Source organism: Syntrophaceae bacterium, assembly GCA_013177795.1.
GTDB lineage: Bacteria > Desulfobacterota > Syntrophia > Syntrophales > UBA2192 > UBA2192.
In genome coordinates, this window is sequence record JABLXY010000001.1 from 188981 (window position 1) to 208327 (window position 19347).

Genomic DNA, 19347 nt, shown 5'->3' on the forward strand with positions numbered 1-19347 from the left:
CCCATGGCGGTGTCGAAGAAGATCGAGGCCATGATCACCCAATCCTCCTGGATCCGCAAGATGTTCGAGGACGGCATCCGCCTCAAGCAGCAGTTCGGCGCGGAGAACGTCTTCGACTTCAGCCTCGGCAACCCGAACGTGCCTCCTCCCCCCGAGCTCAAGAAGGCGATGCTGGAGGTGGCGAAGGACGAACGGCCGGGGGTGCACGGGTACATGCCCAACGCGGGGTTCCCGGAGACGAGGGCGGCCGTGGCGGAGAAACTCTCGCGCGAGCACGGCGTTGCACTCGGGCAGGATCATGTCATCATGACCTGCGGGGCCGCCGGTGCCCTCAACGTGATCCTGAAGACCCTGCTCGACCCGGGCGACGAGGTCATCATCCCCGTTCCGTTTTTCGTCGAGTACCGGGCCTACGTGGACAACCACAACGGCGTGGCGAAACTGGTGAGGACAAAGGAGGATTTTTCTCTCGACCTCTGGGCCGTCGAGGAGGCCGTCACGGAGAAAACGAAGGCGATCCTCATCAATACGCCCAACAACCCCACGGGCCGTGTCTACGACGAGCAGTCGATCCGGGCCCTGGCATCGCTCCTGGAGGACAAGGGGAAAAAATACGGCCGCACCCTTTACCTGATCTCCGACGAGCCCTACGACAAGATCGTCTACGACGGCGTCGAGGTCCCGAGACTGCTCAAGGCCTACCGGCACACCCTGATCGCGAACTCCTACTCGAAAACCCTCTCCATTCCCGGCGAGCGGATCGGCTTCATTGCCGTGAACCCGGCAACCGACAGCCTCGAACTCCTTCTGGGCGGCCTCGTCATGTGCAACCGCATGCTCGGGTTCGTCAACGCGCCGGCCTTCATCCAGAGGGTCCTGACGAAACTCCTCGAGTCAAAGGTCAACGTGGGGGAATACCAGAGAAAGCGGGATCTCCTGTGCGACGGCCTGGCGGCACACGGATACGAATTCACGAAGCCCGAGGGAGCCTTCTACCTCTTCCCGAAGTCTCCGATTGCGGACGACGTGGAGTTCGTCCGGGTCCTGCAGAAAAAGAACATCCTCACCGTGCCCGGGAGCGGTTTCGGGGCGCCCGGCTATTTCCGGATCGCTTACTGTGTTGAGGACCGGACGATCGTCAGCGCCATGAAGGGATTCGGCGAGGTCATCCGGCAGTATCGATAAAACGGGCGGGAAGGAAACGGCACAGTTGGCGCCATGGCATCTCGATTCACCTTGCGTAAGGAAAAGATCGTCCTTGGCCTCCTTCTTGCCGGCCTGACAATAGCCGTTTTCTGGCAGGTACGTCACCACGATTTCATCAATCTTGACGACGAGCTCTACGTCTCCCAGAACCCCCATGTTCGTGCTGGAGTGACGGTCCGTGGAATCCTCTGGGCATTCACGACCACCTACGCTGATTTCTGGCACCCGCTCACATGGCTGTCTCACATGCTCGACTGGCAGTTATACGGTGCCTGGGCAGGGGGACATCATCTTTCCAGCGTGATCCTGCACGCAGCCAACACGGTCATTCTGTTCCTGTTGCTCTCAGGGATGACGGGAGCCGTCCGCAGGAGCGCGTTCGTGGCAGCGCTGTTCGCCCTGCACCCGCTGCACGTCGAATCCGTGGTCTGGGCGGCCGAACGCAAGGACGTGCTCAGCGCGTTTTTCTTTTTGCTGTCTCTTCTGGCCTATCTCGGTTATGTGAGGAGGCCGGGATGGCCTTACGGCCTGGCTGTCCTCGCCTTCTTCCTCTTGAGCCTGATGTCGAAACCCACCTTCGTGACACTTCCTCTTGTGCTCTTGCTTCTCGATTTCTGGCCCCTGGGTCGCATGGCCATGTTGCAGAGGCGAGATCCTGCAGCACTGTCAAAGAAAAAGAAAGCGTCCAAGACAATCGAGAAAGAACCGCCAGGCGGAAGACGCGTCGTAAAACGGCTTTTCTGGGAAAAGAGCCCCTTGTTTGCCCTGTCACTGATCTTCGGGATTCTGGCGATCGCCGTCCAGGGACGCGCCGAGGGGTCTTTATTCAGGGATTGGCCGCTGTGGGTGCGGGCTTCGAATGCATGCATCTCGACGGTGGCCTATCTGGGTCAGACGATTTGGCCTATCGGTCTGGCACCGTTCTACCCCCATCCCGGGCTGGACGTCTCCATCGGCAAGGCCCTTTTGGCGGGAACGTTCCTGACCGCGGCATCGGCGGCGGCCCTGTATTTCGCGCGGCGTTATTCCTACCTTGCAACAGGATGGTTCTGGTACCTGATCACCCTCGCACCGGTTTCCGGCATCATCCAGGTGGGAAAACACGCCATGGCAGACCGATATACCTACGTCCCCCTGATCGGTCTCTTTATCATTATTGCCTGGGGGGCCTGCGATCTCGCCCAACGGTCCCGGCACCGGGGGCTCCTGCTTGCCCCGGCGGCAGGCCTGGTTCTCTTGGCACTCATCGTGTTGAGCTGGCAACAGGTTTCACGCTGGCAAAACAGCGTGGTGCTCTTCGAGCACACGCTGCGGGTCACTGAGGGCAACTATCTGGCGCATACAAACCTGGGAGTTGCGTTGAGCCGGATGGGTCGAAGCGAGGAGGCTGCGGACCATTATCGCGAGGCGATTCGCATCAATCCCAACTTCTCCAGCACGCATTATAATCTTGCGAATTACTACGCTGCCCGGAGGATGCAGGACGATGCGGAACGCCATTACCGCGAGGCGATCAGGATTCGGCCGGGGTACGCGGGGGCTCACAACAACCTAGGCATTCTTCTGGCTTCGCAAGGGCGGTTTGCGGAAGCGGCATCACACTGTGAGAAAGCCCTTCGGATCGAGCCCTCCAATGCCGGTTTTCACTACAACTACGGGATTGTCCTCGCAAATCAGAGCCGCCTGGAAGATGCAGCGCAGCATTTCAGGGCGGCTCTGGCCTTGAGACCGAATTACGCCGAGGCCCATAACGATCTGGGGCGAGTCCTTGTGTTGCAGGGCCGAAAAACGGAGGGAGCCTTTCATTTTCGGGAGGCCCTGCGAATCAAGCCGAACTTCACAGAGGCTCGGCGAAGCCTCGACCTTCTCCAGGGACAGCAGAAGCGGCAGTGATCGGACGGCGGGAAGCGTGTACCCAGGCGAACGCCGGGAGAGAATGAAAAGGAGTTTCTCCGTTATGCCAGCGGACAGGAAGATCTTGGAGCAGTTCCGGTATTTTCTGAAAGACAGCATCCGGAAGCAGGTGGATTTTTCCCAGACCGACCAGAACCGCGGCGTTGCCCCGCCTCCGATCGAAAAGCCGTTTTCCCCGGAGGCTGTCCGGATCGACCTGGCCAAGTTCGGCCAGTGGCGCGACATCCCGGGCGTCGACCTGGCGAAGGCGATCCGGAACCGCAAGAGCCGGCGCGTCTACACCCGCCAGGAACTCTCCCTCGACGAGCTGAGCTTTCTGCTCTGGGCGACGCAGGGGATTCGGACGAAGGTGGACGAGGGCCACGCCTACCGGACGGTTCCTTCGGCCGGGTGCCGGCACGCCCTCGAGACCTACCTGGGAGTGGTCAGGGTGAAGGGGCTTCTGGCGGGGATATACCGTTACCTCCCCCTCGAACACCAGCTCCTTCTCGAGCGCGCCGACGAGAACATCGGGTCGAAGATCGTTGGCGCCATCTTCGGGCAGCCCTACCCGGAACAGGCGGCGGTGACCTTCGTCTGGACGGCCGTCCCCTACCGCATGGAGTGGCGCTACAGCCTGGCCGCCGCCAAGGTCATCGCGCTGGATGCAGGCCACGTCTGCCAGAATCTCTACCTGGCCTGCGAGGCCATCGGGGCGGGGACCTGCGCGGTTGCCGCATACGACCAGGAGGCGATGGACCGCCTCCTGCGCGTCGACGGCAAGGAGGAGTTCACGATCTACCTGGCATCCGTCGGCAAACGGCGGAAGACGGATGCGGCCTGAGCGTCAGCCCGACGCGGCGCGACGTTGCACGGCGTGCCCGGGGAAATTCCCAACCCCGTTTCGGATGGAGCATGGCCGCGGGCGGCGACGGAGCCCGATTGCCGTGTTGTGCCGGAGCGGAGGAGGCCGTTTGCTTCGACGATGTTCAGCCGCCCAGGTAGAGCTTCTTGACTTCCTCGTTGTCGAGAAGCCCGGCGCCCGTGTCCTCGAGACGCGTCTGCCCCAGGTCCAGCACGTAGCCGCGGTGGGCGATCGACAGGGCCTTGCGGGCGTTCTGCTCGACGATTGCGAACGTGGTCCCTCGGCGGTTGATCTCGTTGATCTTGTCGTACACCTCGTCGATCATTTTCGGGGAGAGGCCGATGGAGGGCTCGTCCATAAGGATGAGGCCGGGCTTGACCATGTCGGCCCTGGCGAGCGAGAGAATCTGCTTCTCGCCCCCAGAGAGATTCCCTGCACGCTCGCGCATCTTGCCCTTCAGGAGGGGGAAGGCCTCGACGGCCTCCTCGATGGCCAGGCGGACGGCCCTTTCGCTGTTGAGCGCAGTGCCGCCCATCTCGAGGTTCTCCCGGACCGTCAGTGACGGGAAGACGTTGCGTCCCTGGGGGATGAAGGCGATCCCGAGGGGCACCTTCTGCTCGGGGTCGAGCCGGGTGACGTCCCTGCCGTCGAAGCGCACGGTGCCCTTCGTCGGCTTGATGAGCCCGAAGACGCTCTTGAGGAGCGTCGATTTCCCGGAACCGTTGGGACCGATGATGCAGATGATCTCGCCCGCCGCCGCGCGGATGGACGCCCCGTGCAGGACCTCGATCTTGCCGTATCCGGCGTAGATGTCCGTGGCTTCCAGTCTCAACATCCGAGATATGCCTCGATCACGCGGGGGTCTTTCTGGATCTCCTCAGGCCGGCCCTCGGCAATCTTCTCGCCGTGGTCGAGAACGAAGACCTTTTCGCAGACCTCGATGACCACGTCCATGTTGTGCTCGATGATGAAGAACACCTGGCCCCGCTCGCGCATCTTGAGGATCATCTCGATCATCGTCCGGATGAGCGTGGGATTGATCCCCGCCGTCGGCTCGTCGAGGAGGATCATCTTCGGCCGGGCCATGATCGCCCTTCCCAACTCCAGGAGCTTCTGCTGTCCGTAGGAGAGGTTTTCGGCGAACTGGTCGTGCAGCTTCGTGAGACCCAGCAAATCGAGCAGGTCGAGGGCCCGCTCGCGGTTCTCCGACTCCTCGTCGCGGATCGCCGGCAGCCGCAGGAACAGCGACAGAAGCCGCTCCCCCGTCTGCCCCTGGGGCGCGAGGAGCATGTTCTCCAGCACCGTCATGCGGGGGAAAACCCGCGAGAGCTGGAACGTCCGGATGAGGCCCAACTGCGCCATCTCGTGTGGCAGGCGCCCGTCGATCCGGTTGCCGAGGAAGCGGATCTCCCCGCTGTCGGGCCTGAGCAGTCCCGTGATGAGGTTGAACAGGGTGGTCTTGCCGCTGCCGTTGGGGCCGATGAGCCCGGCGATCGTGAGTCCCTCGAGGCTGATCGTGCAGTCCGATACGGCCCGCGTGCCGCCGAAGGTTTTCGTGACGTTGCGGATCTCAATCACCGCGCCGGCCCCCCTTTTCGCGGATGATCCCCTCGGGTCTGAAAACCATGAAGACGATGAGCAGCAGGCCGAAGACCATCTGCTGCAGCGGACCCAGCAGGCGCGTCCACTCCGGCGGGAGGCGCAGGAACCGCACCGACTCCTGGAAAAAGATCAGGACGACGGCGCCCACGACAGGCCCGAGGAAGGTCCCCTTGCCGCCCATGACGACGATGAGCAGCACGAGGATCGTCTCGGTGAGGGTGAAGTCGCCGGGGCTGATGAAGGTCGTGTAGTGGGCCCAGAGCACCCCTGCAAGCGCCGCGAACACGGACCCGATGACAAAGGACTTGATCTTGAACCGGAAGGCGTTCTTCCCCAGAATCTCCGCGGCCGTCTCGTCGTCGCGCACGGCCTTCAGGGCCCGGCCGAAGGGGCTCAGGACGACGAAGGACAGGACGGCGAAGGTCGCCAGCGCCATGCCCCCCGAGAGGGCGAGGTAGCCGGGCAGGGTGTCGAACACGACGCCGAAGAGCGAGGGGCGCGGGATGCCGGGGAGCCCCATGGGCCCCTTGGTCAGCCAGACCTCGTTGTTGACCACCATCCGGAGGATCTCGCCGAAACCGAGGGTTGCGATCCCGAAGTAGTCCCCCTGGAGCTTGAGGGCGGGGATGCTGAGCAAAAACCCGCAGAGGCCGGCCAGCGCCAGGCCCGCAAGGAGACCGACGGCGAAGGGGATGCCGGAGAGGGTCAGCAGGGCCGACGTGTAGGCCCCGATGGCGAAGAAGGCCACGTGGCCGAAGTTGAACAGGCCCGTGTACCCGATCTCCACGTTCAGGCTCAGCGCGAAGATCGTGTAGATGGCGATGACGATGGCGAGGTGCAGGAGCAGGTCCATCTCAGTCGCTCCTCTCCCCGATGATGACGTAGGGGCGGGCCAGCAGGATGATCACCATGATGACGAAGGCGATGCCGTCCTTGTAGCTCGGGGAGACGAAGAGCACGCCCAGGTTTTCCGCCAGGCCGATGAGAAGCCCCCCGAGCAGCGCGCCCCAGAGGTTCCCCACGCCGCCGATGAGGGTCGCCGCGAACGCCTTGATCAGGTTGATGACGCCCATCTCGGGGGAGAGGTTCGTGTCGAGGGCCAGGAGGATCCCCCCGATGCCCGCGAGAACCGCCGAGATGACCCATGCGGCGAGGATCGCCCGCTTCGTGTCGATGCCGGAAATCCGGGCCAGGTCCAGGTTGTCCGAGAGGGCCCGCATCGACTTGCCGAGGCGGGACTTGAAAAAGAGGACGTAGACGGCGGCCACGCAGAGAATCGTGACGGCGATGATGGCAATCTGCGGAGTCGTGAGGGTGAGGCCGAGGATGCGCATCCCGGCCGTGACCTCGAGGCCGTAGGTTCTCACCTCGGCGCCCCAGAAGAACTGTGCCGCGTTGCGCAAAAAGACGGACAGCCCCATCGCCGCGATGAGCAGCGTCAGGCGGTTGGCCCGGCGGATGTGGCGGAACACGGAGAAGTCCATCGCGATCCCGAGGCAGCCCGTGAGAGCCAGCGCGGGCGGCAGCGCGGCGTAGAGGGGCAGTCCGAAGGGCTCGCCCATGAACAGGAAGAGGAAGTAGGCCCCCCACATGATCAGCTCGCCGTGGGCGAAATTGACGAAGTTGAGCACCCCGTAGATCAGGGTGAGGCCCATGGCGAACAGGGCATAGACGCAGCCCGCAAGGACGCCGTTGAGAGCGGTCTGGAGATAGTAGCTGATGGGATCCATGCGAAAAAAAGGAGGTTCCGGCCGTGACGACGGCCGGAACCCTCCCGCGCAACACGATGGCTGTCTGTTTCCCGGTTATTTCTTGTAGTCCTCGATCTTGCCGTCTTTGACGGTCCAGATGCCGTATTCCGCGTATTTCGGGCTCCGCTCGTCATCGAAGGTCTTGTCGCCCGTGACGCCCTTGTAGCCCTTGGCGACCTGGGGCAGGGCCTTGCGGATGCCGTCGGCCGTGTAGCCTCCCTTTTCGATGGCCTTGGCGGTGAGGTAGACCATGTCGTAATTGTAGTCGCCGAAGATGGGGATCTTGTCGTCGCCGTATTTCTTCTTGTACGCCTCCTTGAAGGCCTGGTAGGCCTTCGTGTTCTGCGGCACCGAGGGGTATGTGCCGATCACGCCCTCGGCGGCCTTGCCGGCCAGCTCCACCATCTTGGGGGCCCTCGCGGCCGAGCCGCAGAGCCACTGGGTCTTGATGCCCATCTCGAAGGCCTGCTTGAACTGCACGGCGCCCTCGTTGATGTAGGTCAGGTTGACGATGGCGGGCGGGTTGCCCTTGCTGGCACGGAGGAGCTCCGTGCGGTAGTCCGTCTTCTTCTCGTCGTAGGGGATGAGGTCCGTCACCGTGCCGCCCATCTTCTTGTACGCGTCCACGAAGGCGTTCTTCAGACCCAGGCCCCAGTCGTTGTTCACATACATCACGGGCACCTTCTTGTAGCCCTTGCTCATGGCGAGCTTGGCCAGGTGCGGTCCCTGCAGGGTGTCGGAGGGGAAGACCCGGAAGATGTAATCGCCCGCCCGGGTCAGTCCCACGGCCGCGCCCTGGGCGGAGATCAGGACGACCTTGTTCTCCTGGGCGACGGGGGCCGTGGCCATGAAGTTCGAGCTGCCCGCAGGCCCGAAGATCACGGGGACCTTGTCCACGGTGATGAGTTTGCGGACCGCCGTGACGCAGTCCTTCGGGTTGCTCTTGTTGTCCTCGTAGACGATCTCGATTTTCTTGCCCTTGATCCCGCCCTTGGCGTTGATCTCCTCGACGGCGAGATCGACACACTTCTTGAAGCCCTCGCCGTAGACGGCGATGCTGCCCGAGAGGGCGAAGGCGGCGCCGATCTTTATGGTGTCGGCAGCCCGGGCGGGCGGGGCGGCCGCAGTGGAGACAACCGCGATGACGGCAACAAGCGCGGCGAGCTTTTTCATGACCTGACCTCCAGGGTGAAATCCCGGTTTCAATATAAGGAAAGGCCGGGAGTGTCAACAGAAAACTGGGACCGGGCGCCGGGGCATTCCCCCTGCACCGGCACGTTGATCCGTGGTATCATGCGCTCCGTGTCGAGAAAGCGAATCGAAAAGGAGGGGACACCATGAAGACCATCGTGGCATCCGCCGAGGCTCCCGCGGCGATCGGGCCCTATTCGCAGGCCGTACGGTACGGGAACCTGCTGTTCGTGTCGGGGACGCTGGGGATGGACCCGAAGACGGGTGACCTGGCCGGACCCGGGATTGAAGCGCAGGCCGCCCGGGCCCTGGAGAACCTCAAGGCCATCGTCGGGGCGGCCGGCATGACACTTGGGAACGTGCTGAAATCGACGGTGTTTTTGCGGGACATGAGCGATTTTGCGGCCTTCAACGCGATCTACGCGCGGTATTTCCCCGCCGACCCGCCCGCCCGTGAGACCGTCCAGGTGGCCCGGCTTCCCAAGGATGCCGCCGTCGAGATCTCCGTGATCTGCGGGGCCTGAAATCTCTGTTTTCACGAGGGCTGGGGCGGGCGCGGCACCCGCCCCCCTTTGCAGGCCCTCACGGATGCGGTGTGCCGCACAGGCGTCACCGGGTGAACAGGGAACGGCCGCATCCCTCTCCGGCGGGACGGAGGGAGGTGTTGTCCCATCCGGAAAGGGATGCGGGTGCCCTGGCAAGACGCCGACCCTCTCGAGAGGAGGTGTAACGTGCCCGCTCCCCTAACCTCTTTCGGGAGGAATGGGGAGTCGCAGAGGGGCCGTTACGAAGAAGGTCAGCGGTGAAATGACATGACCGCGGCCATTTCGTTTCGCTTCCTGTTGGAGCGCCGCCAGATCCCCATCTTTTCCGCCTCGCGGACAAGCTCGTCCCTGAAATCCGGGTGCGCGATCGATATCAGGGCCTCGGCCCGTTCCCACGTCGATTTGCCCTTGAGGTTCACGATGCCGTACTCCGTCACGACGTAGGACACCAGCGATCGTGGATCCGTGACGATGGATCCATCCCTCAGCAGCGGCTTGATACGCGAGACGACTGTGCCCTTCTTCTCGAAGGTGGAGCTCATGCACAGAAACGCCTTGCCGCCCTTCGAGCGGTACGCGCCGTAGGTGAAATCCACCTGGCCGCCCGTGCCGCTGATGTGCCGAGTCCCGGAAGACTCCGAGCAGACCTGGCCGAACAGATCGATCTCCACGCAGTTGTTGATGGCGACGAAATTGTCGTTCTGTGCGATCACGAAGGGGTCGTTCGTGTAGTTCACGGGGTAGGACGCGCACATCGGGTTGCGGTCGAGGAAGTCATAGCAGGCCTTCGAACCCAGGCAGAACGTGTAGGCGATCTTGCCGCGATCCGTCGCTTTGCGGCCGCCCGTCACACGGCCCGCCAAGGCCATTTCCATCATGGAGTCACAGAACATCTCCGTGTGAATGCCCAGGTCCTTCAGATCCGACCGGGCGATCATGGAGCCCACGGCATTCGGCATGCCGCCGATGCCAAGCTGGATGCAGCAGCCGTCCCGCAGTTCTCCCACGATGAGCGAAGCGATCTTGCGGTCCACCTCGCTCGGCTCGACAGGGGGGAGCTCCGGCACCTCCCAATCGCTCTCGACGATCTGGTTCACCTCGGAGATGTGGACATTCTCCTCGCGGCCGCCGAGGCACACGGGGAGCCGGGGATTGACCTCGACGATGATCGTCTTCGCCCTGTCGCAGACGGCGCGGGCGTGGGAGTTCGACAAACTGAAGTTGAAGTAGCCGTTGCGGTCCATGGGTGCCACGGGCAACATCGCCACGTCAACCTGACAGTTCTCACGGTAGTAGCGGGGCACCTCGTGGTAGAGGATGGGAACGAACCAGCATAACCCTTGGTCGTGGGCCTTGCGGTCATGCCCGCTGAAGTGGAGGTTGTGATAGACGAAATGCTCCGTCGTCGGGTCGGCCTTGACCGTCTCGGGGATCCCCACGGCCCGGGTCGTGGCGCGGATCTTCACGTCCCAGAGCTCGTCCACTCGGGCCGCGAGGGCCTTGTCGAGCGCGACGGCCGATACGGCGAACTGCCCGTATTCCACCCAATCCCCCGAACGGACCACCCGGACGGCCTCCTCGGGCGTCACGAGTTTCTTCCGGTATTCCTCGGCATGGCGCATGGATCGAATCCTCCTACCGCAGCAGCTTGCGGGCGATGACGACGCGCTGGATCTCGTTGGTGCCCTCGTAGATCTGGCAGATCTTGGCGTCCCGCATGTGGCGCTCCGCCGGGTACTCCTTGCAGTAGCCGTAGCCGCCGAAGATCTGGACGCCCTCGATGGCGGCCCGCATGGCCACATCCGAGGCGTACATCTTCGCCATGGCGGACTCCTTCTCGTAGTCCATGTCGTTGTCCTCCATCCAGGCCGCTTTCAGCAGCAGCAGCTCCGCCGCCTCGAGCTCCGTCGCCATGTCGGCGAGCTTGAACTGGATGGCCTGGAAGGAGGCGATGGGCTTGCCGAACTGCACGCGCTCCTTGGCGTAGTTCAGCGCGTCCTCCAGGGCCGCCTTGCCGATACCGCAGGCCTGGGAGCCGATCCCGATGCGGCCGCAGTCGAGGCCCATCATCATCTGCTTGAACCCCTGGCCGACCTTGCCCAGCAGGTTCTCCGCCGGGACCTCGGCGTCCTCGAACACCAGCTCCGCCGTCCCCGAGGCCAGGATGCCCATCTTCTCCTCGATCTTGCCCAGCGAGAAGCCCTTGGTCTCCTTGAGGTCGACGATGAAGTTCACGACGCCCTTGTAGCCGAGCGACGGGTCCGTCGTGGCGGCCAGCACGCAGTAGCGGGCCACGTTGCCGTTGGTGATGAAACGCTTCGTGCCGTTGATGATGTACTTGTCGCCCTTGAGGATGGCGCGGCAGGCCAGCGACGCCGCGTCGGAGCCCGCGTTGGCCTCCGTCAGGGCGTAGCAGCCCTCGACCTTGCCGCTCGCCACGGGCGTGAGGTACTTGAGCTTCTGCTCGTGGGTCCCGAAGGTCTTCACGGGGTAGCCGTAGAGCGAGTTGTTGACGGAGACGATGACGCCGCAGCTCGCGCAGGCCTTGGAGATCGCGATCATCGCATGGACGTAGGTCACGTTGTCCATGCCGGCCCCGCCGTACTCCGTGGGGATCGCAACACCCATGACGCCCATCTCGCCCAGGGCCCGGCAGATCTCCTCCGGGTGCCGGTGGGTCCTGTCCAGCTCCGCCGCAATGGGCTTGATCTTCGTCTCGGCGAACTTGGTTACCTGGTCCTTCACCATCTGTTGCTCTTCGGTCAGTGCGAAATTCATAACCTATACCCCTTTGAAGTAGTTTTCCCGTATATCCGGGAACGAGTTGTAACGCTTTCGAATTTGCATGTGTCGTGAGAGACGGCGCCCGACTTGTTCGGGCATCGGGACATCCGCGTTCCCCAGACGGGCTCACCAAGGCTGCGTGCTTCGGCAGCAGCGTGAAACCGGCCGCTGTCGTCCGGGCTCCATGTTCTGAAGTCGCAACACGCCGGACCTGCAGCCGCACGCATGCGTCAATCGCGGCATTCGGCAACCCGTGGAAACGGCAGACGGCTCAAACCGGGGGAGCCAAGAGATCCCTGGTGTGATTCTAGGAAGCGATGACCTCCGTTGTTCGACGTCCGGGCGTGAGAACGCAACGCCAGGAAGCCAGGCCGAAGGACACTCGAACGCGTCTGGGGAGCCGCCGAAGGGGCCTTCGGTTCGGGTGGACGGCCTGACGTCCGATAACGGTGTGCAATCTAAGGCAGCACGGCGGGAAGGGCAATAGGATACGAACGAATATGAAGTGTATATGAAAAATATACAGTCATTCCAGCGAAGCGAGGTACGTGCGGAGATTGAGCTTCTTGCCTGTGACGGCGAGCTTCTTTCGGATGCGGTTGCGGTGGAGGGCGACCGTTGCAGGCGAGACGCCAAGCAGCTCTCCAATCTCCTTGCTCGTCCGCCCTTCCTTGACGAGATTGGCCACCTGGAGTTCCTTGGGGGTGAGGTTGAGAACCTTCGAGGAGAGCCGCTGGGAGAAGGGCGACATGATGCTCAACAGGTTCGACTCCAGGACCTTGACGCAGGAGCGTTCCTGCTCGCCGAGACGGCCTGTCTTGAGCTTGGCGAGATAGGGAATCACGAGGTGCTTGATGTTGCCAAGCACCTTTTCCTCCATGTCGCGCTGGTCCTGATCGCGCTGCTTGAGCAGGACCCTCAGGGCCGTGTTCATCTCCTCGAGGGTACGCGATTTGGCCTGGATCTCCCGCTCACGCCGGATCAACGCCTTCTGCTGTCGTTTCAGCTCCGTGATGTCGGCGTGGGAGGAGACGCTGCGGCGGGTCCCCGGGATCATGGAGATCGTGACGAGAACGTCCTTTGTTTCCCCTTTCCGGTTGACGAATCGGAACTCGTACCGGCTCGGGGCCGCGCCGGGATCCCGGCGCCTGAGATTGTGGTACTGCAGCATCCGTTGGCGTTCCTTTTCTTCCGCAAATTCCAACCAGCTGCGCTTTCCTTCCCAGTACTCCTTGGGCGCCCCGTAGAGGCGTTCGAACTCCGAGTTGACGAGGGCAACGGTTGTATCCTCCTCGATGATGATCGTGGCCGTGCCTGTCGTCTCGAAGATGGTGCGGTAGAGAGTCTCCGATTCGCGGAGCTTCTCTTCCATGCATTTGCGGTCGGTGATGTCCATGAAATGGCCGAAGACGGCGGGCCTGCCCGAGTAGGTGATCGGCGTGACCGCCTCCATCACCCAACGGACGTCGCCCGCTCGGGTGACGATGCGGAACTCGTGGGCCGTCATGCGCTTCCCCAGGAGCATCTCCCGTGCCATCCGTCGGGCCGTTGCCACGTCCTCGGGGTGGATGAGGCTGTCGGCCCGACGCCCCTCGAGTTCTTCGATCGCGTAGCCGGAAACGGAGGCAACGATAGGGTTGACGCGCACGAACAGGCCGTTCTGGGCCACGTACATCCCCACGAAAGACTTTTCGGTGAGAGTCCTGAAGATGTGGTCGCTGCCTCGGGGTCGCGAGGGTGAGGGGAGGTCAGCCTCGGGCTGCGTTTGGCGTTCTGCGGCAGGGATCGTTTTTTCGCCTGGCTTCATGGGTTGATTGAGTTGACGCACCGGGCCACGTTTCCTGAAAAGGCCTGGTCGTCCTTCAAAAAAGCAACGGACTTACTGTAAAAGAGATTCGGCGGCCTGTCAAGGTAAGGCACCGTATGGTAGCGTATCATATCTTGTGTCAGAGACAGGAAAGGGGTACCCCCAAGATTGCGACATCCCATAAGGAGGTACCCCATGAGGACAGTTGGTTTGCCGATCAAGAGTTTGTCACAAGCGCACCGGATAATCAAGGAGATGAACCTGTCGCCGGAGTGGGATGCGGATTACCGCTCTGCGGCCCGTCAGGCCCTGGTCGGGATCTTGGAAGACCAGTGAACGACCGGCTGGACCGCTATCTCGACGAGGTGGGCCGCTCGCTGGCGGACCGGCGCAACGGCAGCTACTGCCGTCACCTGCTCACCGAGCTGGGGGATATCGAGCTGCGGGTGCCCCGGAGCCGCAAGACCAGCATGATCGGGGTGGTCCGGGCCTACGCCCGCCGCATCGGCTGCGTGGAGCGGATGATCCTGGCGTGCTTTGTCCTCGGGATCTCCACCCGCAAGATCGCCCACGCCCTGATGCCGGTTCTGGGCGAGCCCGTCAGCGCCACGACGGTGAGCCGGGTGGCCCGGAGGCTCGATGCGGCCGTGAGCGCCTTCCACAGACGGCCGCTGCGCCGAGCCTACCGGTTCCTGCTGTTCGACGGGGTGGTGCTCAAGCGCAGAACCGGAGCCGGGGCCTCCACGCGCGTCGTCCTGGTGGTCCTGGGGGTGACGGCCCAGGGCCGCAAGGAGATCATCGACTTCCGGATCGCCCACGCCGAGTCACAGAGCGCCTGGGAGGTCTTCCTCACGGATCTGTATCGACGGGGACTCACGGGCGAGGGGCTCGAGATGATCATCACCGACGGGGGCCGGGGCCTGCTGGCCGCCCTGCCCTTTGTCTATCCGCAGGTGCCCCTGCAGCGCTGCTGGGTGCATAAAACCCGCAACGTCCTCAACTACGCCCGCAAGAGCGACCAGGCCGCCATGAAGAAGGACCTGCACGCCATCAGCCATGCCGCCTCTCTGCGCGAGGCCCAAGCCGTCCTGCAGCGCTTCTGCCGCATCTGGCGCCCGCTCTATCCCAAGGCCGTCAAGAGCCTCATGAGCCACGAGGAAGAACTCCTGGCGTTCTTCCGGCTGCCCCATCCCAAGCTCTGGCCCACGATCCGGACCACCAACCTCATCGAACGCAGATTCCGCGAGGTCCGCAGGAGAACCCGCCCATGGGCGTCTTCTCCGATCGAACCAGCATGGAGAGAATCCTCTATGCCATCTTTACCCATGAGAACCTGAAAGAAAAAACCATGACCCCTTTCCTCGTCATGACACATAACACTTGACGTTACCCACCGTATCGACGCGAAGAAACGGCCGGAGGCCATGGCACGGGGCTGCCATGACCGCCGGCCGGCTTCGGCCTGGCAGGTTACTTGAAGATCACCGAGATCTCGACAGGGCCTTTCGGGTCGAGACCCACGTAGCGGGCCCGGATCATCGTGTTGGGCGCCGTGGGTGTGAGTTTCGTGATCGTGCCGAGGGACAGCAGGTCCCCCTTCTTCAGGGCGATGCCGTCGGCCTTGAGCGAATCCCGGATCCACAGCACTACGTTCATCGGGTGCTCGAGGAGGCTCGAGCCCGGCGCCTCGATGAGCATCGCGCCCTTCTCGTCGTAGATCTGGCACGTGAACGTCTTGAGCCGCTCCATCCATTCCGGTGTTGCCGCCACCGGGATGGGCTCCCCCACGACGCCGTAGCGTGCGGCGACGTTGACGGCGGCGAGCAGCGCCCCGTTGATCTTCACGTCCCTGGCGAACACGAGATCGGGCAGCTCGATGAAGGGGATGGCCGCGTCGATCCCGGCCAGGGCCTCCATCGGGGTCTTCGCCGTGTTGACCGCATCGCTGCCGACCCGCAGGATCAGGTCGCCCTCGTACAGGGGCCTCGCCCCGAAGTTCGCCTCGATCGCCGTGCCGGACTTGAGGATCATCTTTTCGAGCAGCGTCCCGCGAACGGGGGCCGTCACGCCGAAGACCTTCTGGACGCTGGGGTTCGTCAGTCCCGCCTTGTAGCCGATGACCCCGCCGTACACAGGCTTGATGGCGGCAATGAATTCGGCCTGGATCTTCATGGCCTCTTCGAGCGTCGGGGCTGGCTCGAGGGCGGGGGCGGGCTGTTTCTTGAGGTGGAAATCGGCCAGCCTTGCGCCCTCGCCGGCGGCCAAGACCTGAACGGTCGGGGCCAGGACAAGGAGCAGGCCCAACGCGGCTGCGCGCAACAAACAGAGTCTCCTCATCGCATTTCCCTCCTGTATGGATTTTTCTATTGCGTGGTTCGGCGCCCGGCGGGCGTTCGCCCTTCAGGAGCCATAACGGATCTCGAAGCTTCGGAATGCCCCGGTGTAGGGTTCCTCGACCGCCTCGACGCGGTCGACCACGGCATGGCGGGGGCCGATACGGCACCACGCGACGACGCGGTCGACGTCCTCGGGCTTTCCCTCGAACACCGCTTCGACGCGCCCGTCGGGAAGGTTCCGCACCCACCCCCGCACATTGTTCCGGACGGCCTCATCGCGGGTCCTGGCCCGGAAGAAGACGCCCTGTACCCTGCCGGAGATGGTGACGTGGATGCGTTTCATGAGAACCAGGCTATAGGCCGAAGGCAAAAGGCGAAGGGCGTGAGGGTGCGCGCCTCGTACCCGTCTACGTTTTTTCCGCCTCCGCGATGAGCTTGAGGAAACCCTCCTCGTCGAGGATCGGCACCCCAAGGGCCTTCGCCTTGTCGACTTTCGAACCGGGGTCCTCGCCGGCGACGACATAGTCCGTGTTCTTCGACACCGACGATGCCGCCTTCCCCCCGAGGGATTCCACCACTTCCTTCGCCTTCTCCCGGGAGAAGGCCTTGAGGCCCCCCGTGAAGACAAAGGTCTTTCCCCGGAGCGCACCCGACGCCGGCCGCTTCCGGGCCACGGGCTTCACGCCGGCCTCTTCCAGTTTCCGGAGGAGCCGGATGTGACGCGGGTCGTGGAAGAACCCGTAGATGCTCTCCGCGATCGTGGGCCCGATCCCTTCGACCGCCGTGAGTTCCTCCTTGCTTGCCGCCTCGATCGCCGCGAGGCTGCCGAATGTCCTCGCCAGGATCTTTGCCACGTACTCGCCCACGTGCCGGATGCCCAGGGCGAAGAGGAACCGCTCGAGCGGCGGACGCTTCGAGCCTTCGATCGCGGCGATCAGGTTCTCCGCGGACTTGTCGGCGAAGCGCTCGAGCTCGAGCAGCTGCTCCTTCGTGATGCGGTAGAGGTCGGCCGCGTCCCGAATGATGCCGGATTCCAGCAGCCGGCTGACGATCTTGTCGCCGATCCCCTCGATGTCCATGCCGTTGCGGGAGACGAAGTGCTTGATCCTCTCCCGCAGCTGGGCACCGCAGTCGGGGTTGACGCAGCGGTAGGCGACCTCTCCCTCGGGCCGGACGACGGGGGAATCGCAGAAGGGGCATCGCTCGGGCATCCGGAAGGGTTTCTCGCGGCCCGTGCGCTTCGACTCGACGACCTTCACCACCTCGGGGATGACGTCGCCGGCACGCTGGACGATGACGGTGTCCCCCACGTGGATGCCTTTTTTCAGGATCTCGTCCTCGTTGTGGAGCGTGGCGTGGGTGACGGTCACCCCGCCGACCTGCACGGGCTTCATGACCGCCACGGGCGTCAGAACGCCGGTTCGGCCGATGCCGACGATGATGTCCTCGATGACCGTCGTGGCCTGCGTGGGGGCGAACTTGACCGCCACGGCCCAGCGGGGGCTCCGGGAAACCGTGCCCAGCTGTTCCTGGAGGGACAGGGAATTGACCTTGATGACGATCCCGTCGATCTCGTACGGGAGCCTGTCCCGGATGGACTCCATGTGGCGCCTGTAGGCGATGCAGTCCTCGATGTTGCGGGCGAGCCGGGCGTTCGGGTTCGTGGGGAACCCCCACTCCTGCAGAGCCTTCAGGATGTCCCAGTGGCTCCGGAAGCTCGCGCCCTCGACGAGGCCTGTGCCGTAGCAGAAGATGCCGAGGGGCCTGCGGGCCGTGATGCGGGGGTCGAGCTGCCGCAGGGACCCCGCCGCGGCGTTTCGGGGGTTGGCAAAGGCGTTTTCCCCCTGGGAGAGCCTGCGTTCGTTGAGCTTCCGAAAGGCCTCTTTCTCGAGGTAGACCTCCCCGCGGATCTCGATCCGCGCCGGGAACCGGCGGCCCGGCACGGGGGCCATCTGCAGGGGCAGGGTGCGGATCGTCCGGAGGTTCTGCGTCACGTCCTCCCCGGTCGCCCCGTCGCCGCGCGTGGCGCCGACCGCGAGACGCCCGTCTTCGTAAACGAGGTTGACGGCGACGCCGTCGATTTTCGGTTCCGCCACGTAGTCCAGCTCCGCCCGGTCGCCCAGCAGGCGCCGGAGCCGCTCGTGGAACTCGATCATCTCCTGCTCCGAGAAGGCGTTGTTGAGACTGAGCATCGGGGTGAGGTGGGTGACGGATCGGAACTTCTCGAGAGGGGCGGCACCCACGCGCTGGGTGGGGGACCCGGTCCGGTCGACGTCCGGGTGCTGCGCCTCGAGCTCCATCAACTCGCGCATGAGCCGGTCGTATTCGGCGTCCGAGATCTCGGGGTCGTCGAGCTGATAGTAGCGGCGGTTGTGGTAATCGATGAGGTCCCGGAGTTCGCTGATCCGCTTGAGGGCCTGCGTTCTGTCCATCTACTTGACGAGCTTGAGGTTGGGTTTTCCCTTCGGCGCCGGCTCTTCCGGCCCGGGTTCGACCTGTTGCCGATGCTGCAGGATCCGCTCGTTGAAGATATGGTTCTTGACGCGCACGGAGTTGATGATGAAGAACACGATGACCGATCGCTCCCATTCCCTGGTGGGCTGAAACTTTTCCATCCTCTGCTTGTAGCGGTCCCAGAGGGAGGCCAGCGACGCCTCGTCGAGGCTGAGGATCTTCTCGGCGATCTTTTCGAGGGTGTTTTCAAGCATGTCCCGCGCCCCTGAACAGGTGGCTTGATCTTAGTCCCGCAGCCCTGAAAAGTCAAACCGAAAGCGGGGAAGCGCCCTGCACAGCCCAAAAAACACTTGTCTTTTTGCGGACGGGCGATATAATCACGCCCATTCGGGAGGGTCTGGGTTGAAGATCGGCGTCATTTCCGACACGCATCTCCGGGAGCCCGACGACAGGCTCCGCGCCATCATCCGAGAACACTTCTGCGACGCCGGGATGATCCTGCACGCGGGCGACCTCGTCGACCCGTCGGTCCTCGACGCCTTCGGGGACAAGGACGTCATCGCCGTCTGCGGCAACATGGACCCCCCGCACCTCGGCGTGCGTTTCCCGTACAAGAGGGTTGTCGAAGTCGGCCGCTTCCGGATCGGCCTCATTCACGGGTGGGGCTCTCCCGTCGGGCTCGAGGAGAGGCTAAGGGGGGAGTTCGAAAACGTCGACTGCATCGTCTACGGCCACAGCCACTGCCCGGCGAACCATGTCCGTGAGGGGGTGCTCTTTTTCAACCCCGGCTCGGCCTGCGACCGGCGATATGCCCCTCACCGATGCGTCGGTGTCCTCGAGATCGGGCAGGACGCCATCGAGGGGCGGATCATCAACCTCGACGAGGCGGGACAGCGCAGCGGGGATACGTGAC

General features: G+C 63.5%; 19 protein-coding genes. 7 read left to right on the plus strand and 12 right to left on the minus strand.

The features are described from left to right. The first annotated feature begins 3 nt into the window (after positions 1–3). From HPY67_00815 to HPY67_00825, 3 genes are all read left to right on the plus strand, one after another. Positions 4–1185: a pyridoxal phosphate-dependent aminotransferase gene (locus HPY67_00815; protein NPV03266.1), complete on the plus strand. Its 1182-nt coding sequence runs from the start codon at positions 4–6 to the stop codon at positions 1183–1185. A gap of 33 nt (positions 1186–1218) precedes the next feature. Beyond that, on the plus strand, positions 1219–3099 hold the full coding sequence (locus HPY67_00820) for a tetratricopeptide repeat protein (protein NPV03267.1): 1881 nt from the start codon (positions 1219–1221) through the stop codon (positions 3097–3099). A gap of 64 nt (positions 3100–3163) precedes the next feature. Beyond that, positions 3164–3943: a SagB/ThcOx family dehydrogenase gene (locus tag HPY67_00825; protein ID NPV03268.1), complete on the plus strand. Its 780-nt coding sequence runs from the start codon at positions 3164–3166 to the stop codon at positions 3941–3943. Between the two features lie 145 nt (positions 3944–4088). Here the strand turns inward: HPY67_00825 and HPY67_00830 are convergent, their stop codons facing one another. The 5 genes from HPY67_00830 to HPY67_00850 form a co-directional block, all read right to left on the minus strand. Then, positions 4089–4799: an ABC transporter ATP-binding protein gene (locus tag HPY67_00830; protein NPV03269.1), complete on the minus strand. Its 711-nt coding sequence runs from the start codon at positions 4797–4799 to the stop codon at positions 4089–4091. Further along, positions 4793–5542, minus strand: coding sequence for an ABC transporter ATP-binding protein (locus HPY67_00835; GenBank protein NPV03270.1), 750 nt, complete (start codon positions 5540–5542; stop codon positions 4793–4795). The genes HPY67_00830 and HPY67_00835 overlap by 7 nt, the downstream gene beginning before the upstream one ends. Next, on the minus strand, positions 5535–6419 hold the full coding sequence (locus tag HPY67_00840; protein ID NPV03271.1) for a branched-chain amino acid ABC transporter permease: 885 nt from the start codon (positions 6417–6419) through the stop codon (positions 5535–5537). The genes HPY67_00835 and HPY67_00840 overlap by 8 nt, the downstream gene beginning before the upstream one ends. 1 nt (position 6420) lies before the next feature. Beyond that, entirely contained in the window at positions 6421–7296 is an 876-nt protein-coding gene (locus HPY67_00845; GenBank protein ID NPV03272.1) for a branched-chain amino acid ABC transporter permease, read from the minus strand. A gap of 75 nt (positions 7297–7371) precedes the next feature. Further along, complete coding sequence (locus HPY67_00850; GenBank protein NPV03273.1) at positions 7372–8490, minus strand: ABC transporter substrate-binding protein; 1119 nt, start codon at positions 8488–8490, stop codon at positions 7372–7374. Positions 8491–8654: 164 nt separating this feature from the next. Between HPY67_00850 and HPY67_00855 the strand changes: the two genes are divergently transcribed. Then, positions 8655–9032 carry a reactive intermediate/imine deaminase gene (locus HPY67_00855; protein ID NPV03274.1) on the plus strand — a complete coding sequence of 126 codons (378 nt, stop codon included), beginning with the start codon at positions 8655–8657 and terminating at the stop codon, positions 9030–9032. Between the two features lie 272 nt (positions 9033–9304). Here HPY67_00855 and HPY67_00860 read toward each other — a convergent pair whose 3' ends face one another. The 3 genes from HPY67_00860 to HPY67_00870 form a co-directional block, all read right to left on the minus strand. Beyond that, complete coding sequence (locus tag HPY67_00860; GenBank protein NPV03275.1) at positions 9305–10675, minus strand: butyryl-CoA:acetate CoA-transferase; 1371 nt, start codon at positions 10673–10675, stop codon at positions 9305–9307. Positions 10676–10688: 13 nt separating this feature from the next. Then, positions 10689–11831 carry an acyl-CoA dehydrogenase gene (locus HPY67_00865; protein ID NPV03276.1) on the minus strand — a complete coding sequence of 381 codons (1143 nt, stop codon included), beginning with the start codon at positions 11829–11831 and terminating at the stop codon, positions 10689–10691. A 532-nt stretch (positions 11832–12363) separates the two neighbouring features. Further along, complete coding sequence (locus tag HPY67_00870; GenBank protein NPV03277.1) at positions 12364–13518, minus strand: PAS domain S-box protein; 1155 nt, start codon at positions 13516–13518, stop codon at positions 12364–12366. A gap of 321 nt (positions 13519–13839) precedes the next feature. On the opposite strand from HPY67_00870, the gene HPY67_00875 reads away from it, so the two are divergent. Both HPY67_00875 and HPY67_00880 read left to right on the plus strand, forming a co-directional pair. Next, positions 13840–13980: a hypothetical protein gene (locus HPY67_00875; protein NPV03278.1), complete on the plus strand. Its 141-nt coding sequence runs from the start codon at positions 13840–13842 to the stop codon at positions 13978–13980. Beyond that, positions 13977–14981 (plus strand): IS256 family transposase, encoded by a 1005-nt coding sequence (locus HPY67_00880; protein ID NPV03279.1) that lies wholly within the window; start codon positions 13977–13979, stop codon positions 14979–14981. Before HPY67_00875 ends, HPY67_00880 begins: the two co-directional genes overlap by 4 nt. Positions 14982–15114: 133 nt before the next feature. On the opposite strand, the gene HPY67_00885 is transcribed toward HPY67_00880, so the two are convergent. The 4 genes from HPY67_00885 to HPY67_00900 form a co-directional block, all read right to left on the minus strand. Then, on the minus strand, positions 15115–15981 hold the full coding sequence (locus HPY67_00885) for a hydratase (protein ID NPV03280.1): 867 nt from the start codon (positions 15979–15981) through the stop codon (positions 15115–15117). A 63-nt stretch (positions 15982–16044) separates the two neighbouring features. After that, positions 16045–16323: an acylphosphatase gene (locus HPY67_00890; GenBank protein NPV03281.1), complete on the minus strand. Its 279-nt coding sequence runs from the start codon at positions 16321–16323 to the stop codon at positions 16045–16047. Between the two features lie 64 nt (positions 16324–16387). Beyond that, entirely contained in the window at positions 16388–18412 is a 2025-nt protein-coding gene (gene ligA / locus HPY67_00895) for an NAD-dependent DNA ligase LigA (protein NPV03282.1), read from the minus strand. Then, the gene (locus tag HPY67_00900; protein ID NPV03283.1) at positions 18413–18688 is read right to left on the minus strand and encodes a hypothetical protein; all 276 of its coding nucleotides are present in this window, start codon (positions 18686–18688) and stop codon (positions 18413–18415) included. A gap of 148 nt (positions 18689–18836) precedes the next feature. Between HPY67_00900 and HPY67_00905 the strand changes: the two genes are divergently transcribed. After that, positions 18837–19346: a metallophosphoesterase family protein gene (locus tag HPY67_00905; GenBank protein NPV03284.1), complete on the plus strand. Its 510-nt coding sequence runs from the start codon at positions 18837–18839 to the stop codon at positions 19344–19346. Position 19347 lies beyond the last annotated feature (1 nt).

Bases quoted from the DNA above. Each gene is read 5' to 3' on its own strand.
- HPY67_00900 (NPV03283.1), bottom strand. From the start codon at position 18,688: ATGCTTGAAAACACCCTCGAAAAGATCGCCGAGAAGATCCTCAGCCTC.
- HPY67_00885 (NPV03280.1), bottom strand. From the start codon at position 15,981: ATGAGGAGACTCTGTTTGTTGCGCGCAGCCGCGTTGGGCCTGCTCCTT.
- HPY67_00830 (NPV03269.1), bottom strand. From the start codon at position 4,799: ATGTTGAGACTGGAAGCCACGGACATCTACGCCGGATACGGCAAGATC.
- HPY67_00845 (NPV03272.1), bottom strand. From the start codon at position 7,296: ATGGATCCCATCAGCTACTATCTCCAGACCGCTCTCAACGGCGTCCTT.
- HPY67_00890 (NPV03281.1), bottom strand. From the start codon at position 16,323: ATGAAACGCATCCACGTCACCATCTCCGGCAGGGTACAGGGCGTCTTC.
- HPY67_00850 (NPV03273.1), bottom strand. From the start codon at position 8,490: ATGAAAAAGCTCGCCGCGCTTGTTGCCGTCATCGCGGTTGTCTCCACT.
- HPY67_00840 (NPV03271.1), bottom strand. From the start codon at position 6,419: ATGGACCTGCTCCTGCACCTCGCCATCGTCATCGCCATCTACACGATC.
- HPY67_00815 (NPV03266.1), top strand. From the start codon at position 4: ATGGCGGTGTCGAAGAAGATCGAGGCCATGATCACCCAATCCTCCTGG.
- HPY67_00820 (NPV03267.1), top strand. From the start codon at position 1,219: ATGGCATCTCGATTCACCTTGCGTAAGGAAAAGATCGTCCTTGGCCTC.
- HPY67_00875 (NPV03278.1), top strand. From the start codon at position 13,840: ATGAGGACAGTTGGTTTGCCGATCAAGAGTTTGTCACAAGCGCACCGG.
- HPY67_00860 (NPV03275.1), bottom strand. From the start codon at position 10,675: ATGCGCCATGCCGAGGAATACCGGAAGAAACTCGTGACGCCCGAGGAG.
- HPY67_00825 (NPV03268.1), top strand. From the start codon at position 3,164: ATGCCAGCGGACAGGAAGATCTTGGAGCAGTTCCGGTATTTTCTGAAA.
- ligA (NPV03282.1), bottom strand. From the start codon at position 18,412: ATGGACAGAACGCAGGCCCTCAAGCGGATCAGCGAACTCCGGGACCTC.
- HPY67_00855 (NPV03274.1), top strand. From the start codon at position 8,655: ATGAAGACCATCGTGGCATCCGCCGAGGCTCCCGCGGCGATCGGGCCC.
- HPY67_00865 (NPV03276.1), bottom strand. From the start codon at position 11,831: ATGAATTTCGCACTGACCGAAGAGCAACAGATGGTGAAGGACCAGGTA.